Origin of the sequence: Brevundimonas sp. UBA7534, from assembly GCF_002479325.1 — a bacterium.
Taxonomy (GTDB): Bacteria; Pseudomonadota; Alphaproteobacteria; order Caulobacterales; family Caulobacteraceae; genus Brevundimonas.
Genome location: NZ_DLMO01000114.1, coordinates 1 through 15,953, shown reverse-complemented (window position 1 = coordinate 15,953; position 15,953 = coordinate 1). Strand labels below are relative to the sequence as shown.

Below are 15,953 nucleotides of genomic sequence, written 5' to 3'. Positions count from 1 at the left end.
CGCCCTCGCGCACCGCCTCGGCCATGCTGTCGGTCGCCTGACGCAGCGCATGGTTCGACACGGTGCGGGCCGTGATGGTCAGCCCTTCCAGCACCGGCAGGCCGGCGGCGATCATGGTCGACAGGGTGCGGGCCATCTTGGCCCCGTGCAGATCGCGGGTCAGCCGCCCGACCAGGGGCGCGCGCAGTCGCCAGCGGTCGAAGCGCAGGCGAAGGCCGGGATTCCTCAGGGCCATGACGCCGCCCGCGATCAGGCCCGCGACCGCCAGCGCGATCAGCCAGCCCCATTGGCGCATCCCGTCAGACAGCCCGATGACCAGTCGCGTCAGCAGCGGCAGGGTCTGGTTCATGCTGTCGAACTGATCGACCACCTTGGGCACGACGAAAACCATCAGCGCCGTCACCACGCCCAGCGCGACGACCGCCAGCACGGCGGGATAGACCAGAGCGGTGACGACCTTGCCGCGCACCTGCTGGTCGCGTTCCATGTCGTCGGCCAGCCGCTCCAGGATCGGCTGCAGGGTCCCCGACCGCTCTCCGGCCAAGACCATGGCGCGATACAGCGGCGGAAAGGCCCGGCCCTGCTGGCCCATGGCGTCGGCCAGGGTACGGCCTTCCAGAACGCCGGCGTGAACGCCTTGCAGCACACGTCGAACCATCGGCCGGTCGGCCTGAAGCGCAAGGGTCCGCAACGCCTCCTCCAGCGGAGAGACGGAAACCAGCGTGGCCAGTTGGCGCGTGGTCAGGGCCAGGGCCTTGGCCGACAACCGACCGCCGGACCGCGCCGGACGATCCGCCCGCGCCGCCATGCGGGCCGGCGTGACCTCCAGCGGCATCAGGCGGCGACGCCCCAGCAGACCCCGCGCGGCGGCCTCATCGGCGGCGTCCAGGGCGCCGGAGACCGTGTGACCCGCGCCGTCAACGGCCACATAGTCGAACGCCGCCATCAGGCCGCCTCCGCCGGATCGGCCGCCGTTTCCTGCCGCGCGACGCGCACGGCCTCCTCGACCGAGGTGACCCCGGCCAGGACAAGGTCCCGCGCGCGGTCGGACAGGGTTCCGCCGTGCTTGAACCCGGCCTCGACCAGGGCGTCCTCGTCGGCCTCGGCGGCGATCAGGCGGCGCACCGTGTCGGTGACCTTCAGCACCTCGTACAGACCGACTCGGCCGACGTAGCCGGTGTCGGCGCAGTGGGCGCAGCCGTGCGGCCGCCAGACGGTCGCGCCCGCCGGGGCGCCGATCAGCCGGGCGGTCGGCTTGTCGGCCGCCTCGGCCACGCGACAGTGCGGGCACAGCCGCCGCACCAGCCGCTGCGCCACCACCAGCCGCAGGGTCGAGGCCAGCAGGAAGGGCTCCACCCCCATGTCGCGCAGACGGGTCACGGCGCCCGCGGCGTCGTTGGTGTGGACGGTGGACAGCACCAGATGGCCGGTCAGCGCGGCCTGTACGGCGATGCCCGCCGTCTCCACGTCGCGGATTTCGCCGACCATGACCACGTCCGGGTCCTGGCGCAGGATGGCGCGCAAACCGGCGGCGAAGGTCATGCCGACCTTGGGATTGACCTGGGTCTGGCTGACGCCGTCGATGGCGTATTCGACCGGATCCTCCACCGTCAGGATGTTGCGCGCGCCGTCGTTCAGCAGCGCCAGGCCGGCGTAGAGGCTGGTGGTCTTGCCCGAGCCGGTCGGGCCGGTGACCAGGATGATCCCATTGGGTTCGGCCAGGGCGGCGCGGAAGGCCGCCAGGGCGTCGTCCGCCATGCCCAGCCGGTCCAGCGTCAGGCCGGCCTGATCCTTGTCCAGGATGCGCAGCACGACGCGCTCGCCCCCGCGCGACGGCAGGGTCGAGACCCGCACGTCCAATGTCTTGCCGCCCAGAGCCAGGGGAATGCGGCCGTCCTGGGGAATGCGCTTCTCGGCGATGTCCAGTCGCGCCATGACCTTGATGCGCGACACCAGCAGCGGCGCGATGCGGGGATTGAGGCTCAGCGCCTCGCGCAGCACGCCGTCGATCCGCATCCGCACCACCAGGGCCGTCTCGTAGCTCTCCAGGTGGATGTCCGAGGCGCCGGCCCGCACCGCCTCGGCGATGATCCCGTTGATCAGGCGGATGACCGGCGCGTCGTCGGCCGTGTCCAGCAGGTCGGCCGCGGCGGGAATTTCGTCGACCAGGCTATCCAGCCCGGCGGGCATGTCCAGGTCGTCGTCGGCGGCGTTCAGGTGATCTCCGGCGTAGATTTCCGACAGTTGCCGGTCGAAGGCCGCCGGACTCAGCGGCTCCACCGACAAGGGCCGGCCCAGAGCGCGGCGCGCCTCGATCAGCGCGGCCGGGTCGGCCCCTTCGCGGACGCCCACGCGCGCGACCTCGCCGGCGTCCAGCAGCAGCACGCCGTGCCGCTTGGCGAAGCCGTAGGGCAGACTGGGGCTGACCAGGGTGATCATGGTCTCAGGATCCCGGCGGGCGCCAGCGGCCGGGCGTCGACCGGCGCGACAGGGGCGATGACGGCCGGCTGGCCGCTGGCGGACGCGGCCGGCGGCTGGGCCCGCATATAGTCGCGCAGCAGGGCGTCCAGGCTGGGCTCGCGATCCGGCTGAACGGCCAGCTGCTGATCGCGCATATAGCCCCAGCGGTCGGCCGCCAGCCCCTGCGCCTGGTCCGGCGTTCGAATGATGGTCGGGCGCAGGAACACCATCAGATTGGTGCGCCCCCGCTGTCGGCTGGTCGAGCGGAACAGGGCGCCGACGCCGGGGATGTCGCCCAGGCCCGGCACCTTGTCCTGGCGCAGGCGGTCGTTCTGATCCAGCAGGCCGCCGGCCACGGCGATGTCGCCGTCGTCCACGACCAGCGTCGTCTCCAGCTCGCGCTTGTCCAGCACCAGGTCCGAGGCGCCGTTGCTGAGCACGCCGTTGATGGCCGACACCTCCTGGCGCAGCGTCAGGGTGATCGAACCGCCCGCATTGATCTGCGGCTTGACCGTCAGCCGCACGCCGATGTCCTTGCGGTCGGTCGTGGTGAAGGGGTTGGAGTTGCCGTCCAGCAGCGTCTGGCCCGTGGTGATCGGCACCTCCTGGCCGACCAGGAAGGTGGCCTCCTCGTTGTCCAGCGTCATGATCGACGGGGTCTGGAGCAGGTTCGACCCCTCGTCGGTCTTGGCGGCGTTGATGATGAAGCCGAACAGGCCGTCGCCGACCTTGCCGCCCGCCCCGCCGACGAAGCCATTGGCGCCCAGGAGGGTGTTCAAGGCCAGGTTCTGAAGCTGTTCGCGCAGGGGATCGTCCGCGTCCAGCTGACCAGAGGCGACGCCGCCGGCGATCGGAACCAGGGACGCCGCGCTGTCGGAATAGTTGGTCAGGCCGACGCCGTTCTCGCCGCCATACAGCCACTGGACGCCCAGTTCGCGCACCGCATTGTCGCTCAGTTCGACGACGATGGCCTCGATCAGCACCTGCTGGCGGCGCACGTCCAGCCGGCGGATCACGTCCGACAGGGTGCGCTGCATATCGGCCGGGCCCGAGATCACCAGGGCGTTGGCGCCGGGGAAGCGGGCGATGGTGGCGCGCTGGCCGGTGGCGGTGAGGGTGGTCGAGCCGATGGGCCCGGCGTCCTGCTCGTCGGCCTGGGTCAGGCCGGGTCGCAAGCCGCCCGAGACGGGGGCGCTGGTTGCCGCGCGGGCGGTCTCCAGGCGCGGAGTCTGCGAGGCGCCGTCGGCGCTGACCGGCTGACCGACGATCTGCTGCAGCACCGGCAGAAGCTGCTCGGCGTTGGCGTGCTCCAGAAAGATGACGTTGACGTCCTGGGCCGACTGGGAGCGGCCGTCCAGGTCGCGGATCAGGCCGCGCACGCGGTTCAGCGCCTGCCCGTCGCCGCGCAGCACCAGGGAGTTGGAGCTTTCGACCGGCGTGACCGACACCATCCCCTGCCCGCCCCCGCCCGGCGCGGCCAGCACCGATTGGAGCACGCCCGCGATCTCGCGCGCCGAGGCGTTCTCCAGGGTGACGACCTCGTAGCTGGAGCGATCAACGTCGATACGAGCGATCAGGGCGCGCACCCGCGCCAGGTTGTCGGCGAAGTCGGCGACAACCACGCTGTTGGCGCCGGGATTGGCCAGCACCTGTCCCTGGGCGCCGACCAGGGGCCGGATGGTCTCGGCCGCCGAGGCGGCGTCGATGTTGCGCAAGGGAAAGACCTCGGTGGAGAAGCGCTCGGCCCCGACCGTCGACGGCCCCTGGGCGGCGCCCTGGGCCGGGCTGATGCGATAGGCGCCCGATTGGGTCGGCGTAACCACAAGGCCGTTGGCGCGCAGGGTCGACAGGAAGATCTCGAACAGCTGGGCGCGGCTCAGCGGACGGTCGCTGGTCACCGTCACCGTGCCGGACACGGCCGGATCGACGATGAAGGTGCGGCCCGTGGTGCGCGCCACGTCCTGGATGAAGGCGCGGATGTCGGCCCCCTGGACGTTCAGGGTCTGGCCGGCCTGGGCCAGGGTCCGGGCCAGGGCCGGCGCGGCCGCCAGCGGTCCCTGCGCGGCCAGGATCGCCGTCAGGGCGCCGACCAGGGTGTTGCGGATGCGGGCGTTCATGGACGCGTCCTTATGGTGGTGGTGCGCATCTCGCCGTTGCGCTCGTACTGGATCTCGGCCGAGGGCGCGCTGGCCAGCTGGCCCCGCAGGGCGCCGATGGCCTGGGGGCTGTTCAGCGCGGTTCCGTTGACCGACAGGATGACGTCGCCGGCCTGCAGGCCCGCAGCGCGCAGCTCCGACGCATTGCCGGCCGAGGAGACGGTGAAGCCGTTGACGCCCAGACCTTGCAGGCGCGGGCGCAGGGACGCCTGGGCCATCAGGCGCTGGGGATCGACCACCGCCGCCCCCGGCGCGGACGCGGACGCGGGCGTGACGACCTGCTCGGTCCCGGGCGGCGGCGGGGGCGGCGCCGCGCCGGCCGGCGCTTCCGAAAAGGCCAGCCGCGACAGGGACTGGCCCCGCGCCAGGGTGACGAAGTCCGGACCGACCGCCTGAAGCACCAGGCCGGGCATGACCGCCTCGCCCACGCCGACGGACAGTTGCCGGCCGTCGGCCAGGCCGATGATGGCCGACCCGCCGCCCTGGCCGCCGGCGCGCACGCCGAACAGACGAAGCTGGCCGGCCTCGTCGCCCGAGGCGCCTTCCAGGCTGGAGGGGGCGCCGGTGCGGAAGAAGGCGTCGAAACGGGTCAGCACGCCCCGGTCGACCGGGCGACTGGGCGGCGCCGGGGCCGCCTGCAACGCAGGCTGGGGCGCCAGGAAGATCCAGATCAGCCGCGCCGTCTGCACCACCAGCAGCAGGGCCAACGCCGCCGTGACAATCCGACGCCAGGGCCACGCCGCCAGCGATGGGCGCAGGGTCTCCGGCCTGAGATTTCGCAATGTCGCGATCACGACGCCCGTCCAAACGGCCCCCCGAGGGCCGACAGCGGCATTAGACCAATCGTCCGTATGCGGGCCTCACGGCCGCATGACGAGGCGGAGAACTTGTCGTGACGGTTAAGCCGGAAACGGACGGCTTTTCACGAAAACGACCGGAAAGCCGTCAGGCCATCCGGTCGTCTCGTCGGTCGCAAGCCAGGATCAGAAGCGGGCGGTCAGGCTGACCGAGGCGCTCTGGCCCAGTTCGTAGTTGTTGATGCGGATCTTGTTGCCACGTTCCTGGTACTCGTCGAAGTCCGTCCCCAGCAGGTTGCGCAGTTCCAGGGCGAAGCCCAGGTCGCGGTCCATGACGGTGAAGTCCTTGCGATAGACGAAGTCCAGGAAGGCGCCCGGCTCCTGCACATAGTCCGGTTCGCGGCTGGCGCCGGTGCCCGCGCCGCGGGCGGTAATCCGCTCGCTGACGTAGTTGACGATGAAGGTCGCCTGCGAGCGCGCCGTGTCGTCTTCCCAGCCCAGTTGCAGGTTGGCGACGTGCTCGGACTGCCCTTGCAGGCGGCTGCCGTCCTGGATGAAGAAGTCCGCCGGCTCGGGCGAGCCGGCCCCGCCCAGCGTCAGGACGGTGTCGTCGTCGCCGACGCTGACCTCGGAGTCCGACCAGGTGTAGTTGGCCTGGACCAGCCAGCGCTTGTTGGACACGAAGGCGTTCTGGTCCGGGAATTCGAAGTATTTCTTCACCTCGAACTCGGCGCCGAAGATGGTCGCCTCCGGCGCGTTCAGGAACGACTGCTGGCGCTGGTTGCCGACATCGACGATCACCGCTTCGACCGGCTTGTCCAGGTTCTTGTAGAAGACGCCGGCGGTCACGAACTGCTGGCGGGCGAAATACCATTCGTACCGCGCGTCCAGATTCAGGATCTCGGTGTCCACCAGATAGGGGTTGCCGATGAAGATGCGGTCGCTTTCCGGGTCGGTGTAAGCCTGGGGCGCCAACTCGCGGAACTGCGGGCGACCGATGGTCTTGGACGCACCGACCCGCAGCTGCTGGTCCTCGGCGAAGTTCCAGGTGCCGGTGAAGGACGGCAGCCAGTATTGTTCGTCGATCTCTGTCGGCTGATAGGGGGTGGCGCCGCCGAACAGATCGCGCGGGGTGACGCTCTGCTGGCCGTCCTCGAAGCGGACGCCGACAGTGGTGCGGACCAGCGGGATCAGCTCCGCGTCGGCCATCACATAGGCCGCGTTGACCTGAAGCTCGGCGTCATAGGCGCTGGCGCCGTTGATGCCCGCGATCTCGCGCAGCTGCAGGGTGCTGGGGTTGATGTTGTAGTCCGAGAACAGATAGTCGATGCGCGAATGACGCTGCTCGTCGGTCAGGCCGTTGACGGCCTCGAACTGCAGGTCGTGACGCACGGCGTCGCGGTTGTTGTCGAAGGAAGACACCCCGGCGCTGAACACGACCTCGCGGGCGTTCGACAGCGGCACGGTATAGGCGATGTCCGCCCCGCCCGAGACGATGTCGTCGTCCAGTTCGCTGAACGAGATCAGGTTGCCCTGGACGTTATGGATGAAGTTCCCGTCCGCATCGACGCCGTACTGGAAGCGCGATTCATACGGCGCGTCGCGCGACGTCTTGGCGTAGGCCGCGCGCCAGTCGATTTCCAGCATCCCGTCCATGAAATGGTGCTCGCCGGCCAGCTGGCTGGTGAACAGCTGGCGGACGAACCATTCGGTGTAGTCGTTGCGGATGATCCCGCCGCCGGCGTCGAAGTCGGGACCGGCCGTCGAGCGCGCCTCCTTGGTGGTGTTGCGGACGTAGAGGTTGGTCCACTTCACCTCGTGATCGTCGGTCGACAGCGACAGGCCGCCGAGTAAGTTCAGACGGATGTCGTTCTGGTTCGACTGGACCGCATAGGTCGAGACCGGCACCAGTTCGTCGCCCTGGAACTGGCCTTCCTCCTGGACGCCTTCGCGGGCGCGCCAGCTGTTGTCGTAACCGGCGACGGCGATGATCCCCAGCGTGCCCAGACCGGTGTCCTGCGAGAATCCGCCGGCCAGTTCCAGGCCGCCGTCGATCGGCGTCTTCTCGCGCTGCAGCAGCCGTAGCGGTGCATTGACCAGCGACTGGCCCATGGCCTGCAACTGCTCGGCGGTGAAGTTGGCGCGGTTGATCTGCTGACCGCTGTCGAAGGCGATGCCGATCAGGCCTGGAACCTCGCGCGTGTCGTCGTCGAAGCCGGTGAAGTCGGTGCGCGAACCGTAGTAGATCAGGTTTTCCTGGCCCGTCGACTCGGTGTTGCCGCCCAGCGACAGCTTCATGGTGAAGAACGGATCGGCGGGCGCGTCGATGGTGTGCAGGTCGATGACGCCGCCGCCGAACTCCCCGGGGAAGTTGGCGGAATAGGTCTTCTGAACGGTCACGCCGTCCAGGATGCTGGAGGGAAACAGGTCCAGCGGAACGACGCGCTGCAGCGGCTCTGGACTGGGCAGCGGCGAACCGTTCAGCAGGGCCGAGGAATAGCGCTCGCCCAGGCCGCGGACATAGATGAAACGTCCCTCGACGATCGACAGGCCGGTGACGCGGGTCAGGGCCGCGGCGGCGTTGCTGTCGCCGGTGCGCTCCAGATCTTCCGACGTCAGGAAGGCCGCGACCTCCGAGCTTTCGCGGTTCGGTTCGGGGATGTAGCGGCCCAGGACCACGATCTCGTCGACCGTCGACGGCTGGGCCTGTTCGGCGGGCGTCTGCTGGGTCGGCGCGGTTTCGGTTTGAGCGAACGCCAGACCCGGCGCGATCATCGCGCTGGTGGCCAGCAGGACCCCGCTCAGGGTCATCGTCAGTTTCTTCATTGTCTGAGCCTTGGTTCGAGAGACGGCAGGCGCCCAAAGGGGCGGCGGCGGCTCCGGTGCGGAGCCGCCGCCTGCTTCAGCTCAATCAGCAGGTCGAACCCGAGGTCAGGCCGCAGGTCCAACCCTGCCACCAGGTGTCGGACGCGTTCTGGACGGCGCCGATGTAGGTGGTGGTGTCGAAGAAAGAATAGACCGTCTTCGCGTCCACCGGCGTCACGGCGTTCTCGTTGGCGCCGTTGATGAAGGCCAGGTTCTGGTTGGTGATCGACGTTCCCGAGGCCGGGGCCGTCAGGGTCGACGTTCCCGCCGCCGTCACATTGGTGTTGCGGGCGTTGGTGAACACCGCCTGGGAGCGCGCGGCGTTGTTCGGGCGGTAGGAGACGCCGCACGACATGTAGACCGACCGGAGCGAGGGCGTGGAGCCGCCGTCGAAGCTGGTCTGGGTGTCGGTGTCGGCGATGTCGAAGCAGCCGGCGGCCGAACCGGCCGTGTTGGTCGCGACGATGTTGACCAGGGTCGGGTTTGTGCCGGTGTCGAAGTGCATCACCGTGTGGGCGTCGATCGGGGCGTTGCGGCCGACCAGGGTCCAGTTGGCGATCTTGGGCTGCGACAGGTAGCGAGAGGCGTAAGGCGTCGACGCCGGGGCCGAGGAGAATTCGAAGCCCGCCGAGCGACTGGTGGAGTTCGGCGCGCGCTGGGTCACGATGCCGAACTGGGCGCCGCCGCGCCAGCCGGTGTCGGTGTCCAGGCCGTCGTCGTCGGCGCCGTTGATGACGATGTACTTCAGGTTCGCATTGCCGCCGAAGATCTCGATGCCGTCGTCCGAGGAGTTGTAGGACTGGACGTGGTCGATCACCGTGCCCGAGCCGACGCCGGCCAGGGTCAGGGCCTACAGTTCGTTGCCGGTCGAGATCTCGAAGCCCGAGTACTTGATCTGGACGTAGCGCAGACGGCCCGAGTTGTCGGCCGGGGTATTGCCGCCGTAGAAGGCGTTGGTGCCCTCGACCTGGCCGGTGCAGGTGACCGGCGCGCTCAGCTGGCAGTTGGCCTGCGGCGCGCGGCCGGCGATGACGATGCCGCCCCACTGGCCTTGCGAGCCTTCGGTGGTCGAGCCTTCGACATTCTGGCGGCTGGTGAAGATGATCGGGTTGGTCGCCGTCCCTTCGGCGAAGATCTGCGAGCCGCGGTTGACCAACAGATAGTCGCCGCCGCCCGAGGCGAACACGCGCACGCCCGGCTCGATCGTCAGGATGCCCTGGCTGCCGGTGGTCGAGGCGGGGTCGACGCCGCGGTCGGTGCCGACTTCGGTGCGGCCGGTGATCGAATAGATGGTGCCGGCGCGGACGGCCAAGGTCAGGTTGCCGATGATCTGCTGGGGCAGTTGGCAGACGCGAAGGCTGTTGTTGGCGATGGTGCCGACATTGGCCAGGCCCGTCGGGCAATCGGCCGCAGGCGTGCCCGGAGGCGGGGTGGTCGGACCGCCGCCGCCGCCACCACCGCCGCCGCCAAAGTCGCCTTCGCCCGGCGAGGCCACTTCCGCCGAGCCGCAGGCGGCGAGCGCGAGGGCGCTGGCGGCGACCACGAGCAGGGATTTCATGTGTTGGCCGGTCATCATCAGTCCACCGTGTCTGATCTAAAGAGCTATGACAGGGGACAGCCGGGCTCATGCCCGACCGTGACGACGCATCGCCCCTCCTGCCCAGGCCGGATCAATAGTCAGCGCACGTGACGGCGCTTGCGCCTATCCGTGAAACTTAGCCGGAGGTTTTGCGCAGGTTTGGGGGCGGTTTTGCAAAGATCCGTCCGATAACGGCGCAAGCGTCACATAGCCCGCCGCGCCGGTGACAGACGCTTGGCCATCGAGAAGGCCTATGCTACTTTAGATTGTAATGCCACGCCCTTCCCGCCAACTTGGATACTGGTCGCGTCACCGGACCGCGCTGTTCATCGCCCTCGGCGCGGTTATCTGGCTTCTGGTCGCCGCCGGGGCCTTTCTGCTGGCCCGCTGGCTGACCGCCTAATCGCCGCCCCACAGGGTCAGCCGCACCGGGGCGGATTTGCCGCCGATCGACAGCGCGCCCTGGATCACCGGCGTCTGGTCGCCCAGATTTCGGCGGGCGGTGGCAAGGGCGCCCTGATCCAGCCGACCGGTCAGGGTCACGGTCACGCCGCCGCCTCCCAGGCCCCGAAAACGGATGGCCTGATCGGTGATCTGATAGGAGTCAGGACCGACCTGGATCACGCCCTCACGCGTCCTGAGGGACACCACGACCGGCGCGGATCCGCCCCGCCCCTGCTCCCAGGCCTCCAGCGCCGACGGCTGGCCGATGAAGACGCTTTCCAGCGCGACGCCCTCGATCTGGACCGCCGCCAGCGGACGGTATTCGCCGGAGACGTCCTCGCTCAGCGCGTGCCTGAACGCCTCGCCTCCTGCGGTCTCATGCGACGGAGCGGCGGACCGTTCGCAGGACGCCAAGGTCGCACAGGCGGCGGCGAGCAGAGCCAGACGCCTCATTGGTCCAGCGACCGATCGAGCGCGCGAAACGATTCGATCGCCAGGGTGGCGGACCCGGCGAAGACCGACGGCGTGATCCGCTCGAAATCGTCGCTGGGGCGGTGATAGTCGGGGTGATAGTCGACCCCCAGATAAAGGAAGGGCACGCCCGCCGCGTGGAAGGCGCCGTGATCGGAGGCGTCGACCCAGTTGTTCTCGCCTTCGTCCTGCGGCGTGTCCTTGCCGAAGGCCAGCGACACCGCGCCCTGGGCCGGCAGGGCCTCGAGGATCGGTCGCAAGGCGGGATGCTGATAGGTGCCCGTCACCCACAGATGGCCGTCTGTCTCGGCCCGCGCGATCATGTCGAAGTTCAGGTTCAGGGCGATGGCCGACAGGGGAACGGGAGGCGAGGACACGAACGCCTTGGCGCCCAGCAGGCCCCGCTCCTCTCCGTCCAGCGCGACCAGGAGCACGCTGTGATCCGGCGCCTGGGCCTTCAGCGCCGCGGCCAGCGCCAGCAGGGTCGCCACGCCCGAGGCGTTGTCGTCCGCGCCGTTGTAGATCTGGCCGTCGTTGACGCCGACGTGGTCGTAGTGGGCGGTCACGACGATGTAGCGGTCGGCCACGCGCGCGCCGGGGATCAGGCCGACGATGTTCACGCCGTTGAACGTCCGGGCGCCCTCGCGCGTATGCCCCTGGCCCTCGAACGGCTGAAGCCGTCCGAACGAGGCGGGCGCCACGCCCATCGCATCCAGCCGCGAGACGATGTAGGCGCGCGCCTTCTCTCCGCCCGCCGAACCGGTGTCGCGTCCTTCCATGTCGTCGGCCGACAGGATGCGGACGTCTTCCAGCAGCTGCGGATCGGCGACGGGGGCCGCCGTCGCCGTTTCGACCGGCGCGGGCCGGCCGGCGTTCGGCGGCACGCAGGCGGCCAGCGACAGGGCGGCGGTCGCCAGCAGCAGGGCGCGAAGGGTCGAGGCGGTCATGCGGTCTCCAGGATTGCCGAAATACAGCCTAGCGCCGCCTTCGCGCGGCGTCAGCATAAGGATCCGTCATCCTGCGCGCGGCCTTCACGCCCTGCGCGGGGGTGGTAAGGAAGCGGATGGCCGCGAATCCTCCCGTTCCCGTCGAAGACCTGTCGCCGCAGGAGGCCGAAATCGAACTGGCGCGGCTGGCGGCCGAGATCGCACGGCACGACGCCCTCTACGGCGAGGCCGCGCCCGAGATTTCCGACGCCGACTACGACGCCCTGCGCCAGCGAAACACGGCCATCGAGACGCGCTTTCCCGACCTGATGCGCCCGGACTCGCCGTCGAACAAGGTCGGCAGCGCCGCTTCCAGCCAGTTCGCCGAGGTGCGCCACGGCGTGCCCATGCTGTCGCTGGACAATGCGTTCGACGAGGGCGAGGTGCGCGACTTCGTGGCCCGGATCACGCGGTTCCTGAAGCTGCCGGCCGACGAACCCATCGCCTTCGTCGCCGAACCCAAGATCGACGGTCTGTCCGCCAATCTGCTGTATGTCGACGGCCGGCTGGTCCTGGGCGCCACCCGGGGCGACGGCCGCACGGGCGAGGATGTCACCGCCAATCTGAAGACCATCGCCGACGTGCGCCCGTCGCTGGGGGGCGACGACTGGCCCGACCGGATCGAGGTCCGCGGCGAGGTCTATGCCCCCAACGACGCCTTCGCCGCCTTCAACGCCGCGGCCGAGGCCGAAGGGCGCCGCACCTACGCCAATCCGCGCAACTTCGCCGCCGGCTCCCTGCGCCAGAAGGACGCCGCCATCACGGCCGGGCGCCCGCTGGCCTTCTTCGCCTACGCCTGGGGCGAACATTCCAGCGACTTCGCCGAGACCCAGTGGGATGCGCTGCGGGCGCTGAAGTCCTGGGGCTTTCCGGTCAACGACCGTTCGCGCAGGGTGGAGGGCGCCGAAGGCCTGCTGGCGGTCTATCGCGAACTGGAGCGGGATCGCGCCGCCCTCGGCTATGACATCGACGGCGTGGTCTACAAGGTCGACCGGCTGGACTGGCAGCGCCGCCTGGGCTTTGTCGCCCGCAGCCCGCGCTGGGCCATCGCGCACAAGTTCCCGGCCCAGCAGGCGACGACGGTGCTGGAGAACATCGACATCCAGGTGGGGCGCACCGGCTCGCTGACGCCGGTGGCGCGCCTGCATCCTGTGACGGTCGGCGGCGTGGTGGTCCGGAACGCCACCCTGCACAACGAGGACGAAATCGCGCGGCTGGACGTTCGCATCGGCGACACCGTGCGCCTGCAGCGCGCCGGCGACGTGATCCCGCAGATCCTGGGGGTCGTGCCCGACCTGCGCCCGGCCGATGCGGTTCCCTACGTCTTTCCTGACCGGTGCCCCGTATGCGGATCCGAGGCGGTGCGCGAGGGCGACGAGGTCAAGCGGCGCTGCACCGGCGGCCTGATCTGCGACGCCCAGATCGTCGAACGCCTGAAGCATTTTGTCGGCCGCCGCGCCTTCGACATCGAAGGCCTGGGCGAAAAGCAGCTGGTCGCCTTCCACGGGCGGGGCTGGATCAAGGAGCCCGCCGACATCTTCCGCCTGGCGCGCGACGAGGGCAAGCTGGCCGAACTGGCCCAGGACGACGGCTATGGCGAGACCAGCATCCGCAACCTGGTCGCCGGCATCGAGGCGCGGCGGGTCATCAGCCTGGACCGCTTCCTGTTCGGCCTGGGCGTGCGCGAGATCGGCGAACAGACGTCCCTGGTCCTGGCCCGCGCCTTCGAAAGCTGGACGGCGCTGAAGGCCGCGTGCCTGCAGGCCGCCGCCGGCATCCCCTCGGCCGCCTGGGTCGCGCTGGCCGGCGCCCACGCGATCTCGCCGCGGGTCCTGGCGCTGATGGCCGAGGCGAGGCCGCCGGCCGCCGATCCCTGGCCCGAGGCGACGATGGACATGAAGATCAGCCAGGCCTTTCCGGGCATGGCCGCCCCCGCCCGGCGGTCCCTGGCCGCCCTGACCGACGACTGGGCCGGCCTGGTCGAACTGGCCCGCGTGGCGCGCGAGGAGGCCCCCTCGGAGATGCTGAACCAGATCGGGGGCGTCGCCGGGGTCGGTCCCGTCGCGGCCCTGGCCCTGGCCCACTTCTTCCACGAACCGCACAATCTGGAGGTCGTCTCGGCGCTGGAGGCGGAACTGACCCGCATCGTCGACGTGGAACGCCCCCAGGCCGACACCCCCGTCGCAGGCAAGACGGTGGTGTTCACCGGCTCGCTGGAACGCTTCACCCGCGACGAGGCCAAGGCGCGGGCCGAAAGCCTGGGCGCCAAGGTCTCCGGCTCTGTGTCCAGGAAGACCGACTATGTGGTGGCCGGGCCCGGAGCGGGGTCCAAGCTGAAGGACGCCGAAAAGCACGGCGTGCAGGTGCTGACCGAGGACGAGTGGCTGGCGCTGATCGGCGGCTGAAACTTGACCTAACGTCCGGTTTTCGTTGGAGATCGGCGCCGCATTGGGCCTTGTTTTGAACCGAAAGCGGGATCACCCTGTTGTTCAACGGGCCGGCCGAAGCCGTCCCGAACGAAGGGAACGACCATGAAGATCAAGATCCTGATGGCCGCCGCCACCGTGGCGGCCGCCCTCGCCTCCCCGGCCCTGGCGGCCGACCCGACCGGCCTGTGGCAAACGCCGACAAACGGCGGTCAGGTCCGCATCGCGCGCTGCGGCCAGGCGCTGTGCGGCACCCTGGTGACGTCGGATCACATCCGCCGCGACGCCAATGTCCGCGACGAGCATAACCGCAACGCCGAACTGCGCGGCCGCACCCTGCGCAACCTGCCCATGCTGACCGGCTTCACCGGCGGCCCGACCGAATGGCGCGGCGGCTCGGTCTATAATCCGGCCGACGGCGGCACCTATCGCGGCACCATCACCATGCAGAACGACAACACCCTGCGCCTGCGGGGCTGCATCGTCGCACCGCTTTGCAAGACCCAGACCTGGACCCGCATCCAGTAGTCCCACGCCCTCGACAGACGAAAGGCCCGGCCGGAGCGATCCGACCGGGCCTTTTTCATGCGCCAGCGCGCAGCTCAGCGATTGAGGGCCGCGCGCGCCGCCTCGGCGTAGCGATGGCCCGCCGCCGCATCCTTGGGGAAGACGGCTTCGATGCGGGCCCTATCCTCGGGCGTCAGCGACAGATCGACCGCAGCGACGTTCTGCTCAAGCGTCGGTATGCGGCGCGTACCCGGAATGGGGACCAGGTTCGAGTCCTGCGCCAGGACCCAGGCCAGGGCCAGTTGCGCGGCCGTGACGCCCTTGTCGGCGGCGATGGTCTTGACCGCCTCGACCAGGTCCAGGTTCTTCTGGAAGTTCTCGCCCATGAAGCGGGGATTGCTGCGGCGGAAGTCGTCTGGCGACAGATCATCGACCGAGCGGATGTCGCCCGACAGGAAGCCTCGGCCCAGCGGGCTGTAGGGCACGAAGCCGATCCCCAGCTCGCGGCACAGCGCGAACAGGTCGTCTTCCGGCTCACGGCTCCACAGGGAGTATTCGGTCTGCAAGGCCGTGATCGGGTGAACCGCGTGGGCCTTGCGGATCGTCTCCGGCGCGGCCTCGGACAGGCCCAGGAAGCGCACCTTGCCCGCCGTCACCAGATCGGCCATCGCCCCGACCGTGTCCTCGATCGGCGTGTCGGGGTCGACGCGGTGCAGATAGTAAAGGTCGACATGATCGACGCCGAGGCGCTTCAGGCTGCCGTCTATGGCGCGGCGCACATTGGCCGGGCTGCCGTCGGTCATCAGGCGGCTGCGGTCCTGGTTGTAGTTGATGCCGAACTTGGTCGCCAGGAAGGCCTGGTCGCGGCGGTCCTTCAGCGCCTTGCCGACGAGCACCTCGTTGGTGTGCGGGCCGTACATCTCGGCGGTGTCCAGAAGGGTCACGCCCAGATCCAGGGCGCGGTGGATGACGGCGATCGACTGCGCCTCGTCCGAGCCGCCGTAGAAGGCGCTCATGCCCATGCAGCCCAAGCCGATGGCGGAAACCTCGGGGCCGTCGCGGCCCAGCGTGCGCGTCTTCATCAGCGCTCTCCTGTCGATGGGGGAAATCGGCGCGAAGGCGCCGTCGTCAGGAATTGGGAACGGAAAGGTCGGGCTTCAACCCTCGTATCGCCGGCGTTTGCGCCGGACGATGGTACCGCCTCTCAGGCTTGAACTGAGGACCTCCGGCTCCACAAACCGGCGCTCTAACCAGCTGAGCTA

The 15,953-nt window shown here is 69.5% G+C and carries 13 protein-coding genes; 3 read left to right on the top strand and 10 right to left on the bottom strand.

The window, feature by feature from the left end; translation table 11 throughout:
- The 7 genes from B2U11_RS08795 to B2U11_RS08765 all read right to left on the bottom strand — a co-directional run.
- A partial coding sequence (locus B2U11_RS08795) for a type II secretion system F family protein (protein WP_292071185.1) occupies positions 1-946 on the bottom strand: 946 nt, incomplete at its 3' end.
- Positions 946-2,439 carry a type II secretion system ATPase GspE gene (gene gspE / locus B2U11_RS08790; RefSeq protein ID WP_292071183.1) on the bottom strand — a complete coding sequence of 498 codons (1,494 nt, stop codon included), beginning with the start codon at positions 2,437-2,439 and terminating at the stop codon, positions 946-948. The genes B2U11_RS08795 and gspE, both read right to left, overlap by 1 nt.
- Complete coding sequence (gspD, locus tag B2U11_RS08785; RefSeq protein WP_292071181.1) at positions 2,436-4,577, bottom strand: type II secretion system secretin GspD; 2,142 nt, start codon at positions 4,575-4,577, stop codon at positions 2,436-2,438. The genes gspE and gspD overlap by 4 nt, the downstream gene beginning before the upstream one ends.
- A complete protein-coding gene (locus tag B2U11_RS08780) occupies positions 4,574-5,410 on the bottom strand; it encodes a type II secretion system protein N (protein WP_292071179.1) in 837 nt (278 codons plus the stop codon). The genes gspD and B2U11_RS08780 overlap by 4 nt, the downstream gene beginning before the upstream one ends.
- A 189-nt stretch (positions 5,411-5,599) precedes the next feature.
- The gene (locus tag B2U11_RS08775; protein ID WP_292071176.1) at positions 5,600-8,239 is read right to left on the bottom strand and encodes a TonB-dependent receptor domain-containing protein; all 2,640 of its coding nucleotides are present in this window, start codon (positions 8,237-8,239) and stop codon (positions 5,600-5,602) included.
- An 85-nt stretch (positions 8,240-8,324) separates the two neighbouring features.
- Positions 8,325-9,095 carry a hypothetical protein gene (locus B2U11_RS08770; protein ID WP_292071173.1) on the bottom strand — a complete coding sequence of 257 codons (771 nt, stop codon included), beginning with the start codon at positions 9,093-9,095 and terminating at the stop codon, positions 8,325-8,327.
- Positions 9,096-9,128: 33 nt separating this feature from the next.
- Positions 9,129-9,836: a hypothetical protein gene (locus B2U11_RS08765; protein ID WP_292071171.1), complete on the bottom strand. Its 708-nt coding sequence runs from the start codon at positions 9,834-9,836 to the stop codon at positions 9,129-9,131.
- Between the two features lie 292 nt (positions 9,837-10,128).
- Between B2U11_RS08765 and B2U11_RS08760 the strand changes: the two genes are divergently transcribed.
- The gene (locus B2U11_RS08760; RefSeq protein WP_292071169.1) at positions 10,129-10,260 is read left to right on the top strand and encodes a hypothetical protein; all 132 of its coding nucleotides are present in this window, start codon (positions 10,129-10,131) and stop codon (positions 10,258-10,260) included.
- Here B2U11_RS08760 and B2U11_RS08755 read toward each other — a convergent pair.
- Positions 10,257-10,754, bottom strand: coding sequence for a hypothetical protein (locus B2U11_RS08755; RefSeq protein WP_292071167.1), 498 nt, complete (start codon positions 10,752-10,754; stop codon positions 10,257-10,259). The genes B2U11_RS08760 and B2U11_RS08755 overlap by 4 nt on opposite strands.
- Positions 10,751-11,776 (bottom strand): M28 family peptidase, encoded by a 1,026-nt coding sequence (locus tag B2U11_RS08750; protein WP_292071165.1) that lies wholly within the window; start codon positions 11,774-11,776, stop codon positions 10,751-10,753. Before B2U11_RS08750 ends, B2U11_RS08755 begins: the two co-directional genes overlap by 4 nt.
- Before the next feature lie 59 nt (positions 11,777-11,835).
- Between B2U11_RS08750 and ligA the strand changes: the two genes are divergently transcribed.
- Both ligA and B2U11_RS08740 read left to right on the top strand, forming a co-directional pair.
- Positions 11,836-14,163 carry an NAD-dependent DNA ligase LigA gene (gene ligA / locus B2U11_RS08745; RefSeq protein ID WP_292071163.1) on the top strand — a complete coding sequence of 776 codons (2,328 nt, stop codon included), beginning with the start codon at positions 11,836-11,838 and terminating at the stop codon, positions 14,161-14,163.
- 126 nt (positions 14,164-14,289) lie between these two features.
- Positions 14,290-14,712 carry a DUF2147 domain-containing protein gene (locus B2U11_RS08740; RefSeq protein ID WP_292071160.1) on the top strand — a complete coding sequence of 141 codons (423 nt, stop codon included), beginning with the start codon at positions 14,290-14,292 and terminating at the stop codon, positions 14,710-14,712.
- 74 nt (positions 14,713-14,786) lie between these two features.
- Here B2U11_RS08740 and B2U11_RS08735 read toward each other — a convergent pair whose 3' ends face one another.
- Positions 14,787-15,773 carry an aldo/keto reductase gene (locus tag B2U11_RS08735; protein WP_201216717.1) on the bottom strand — a complete coding sequence of 329 codons (987 nt, stop codon included), beginning with the start codon at positions 15,771-15,773 and terminating at the stop codon, positions 14,787-14,789.
- Between the last annotated feature and the right edge of the window lie 180 nt (positions 15,774-15,953).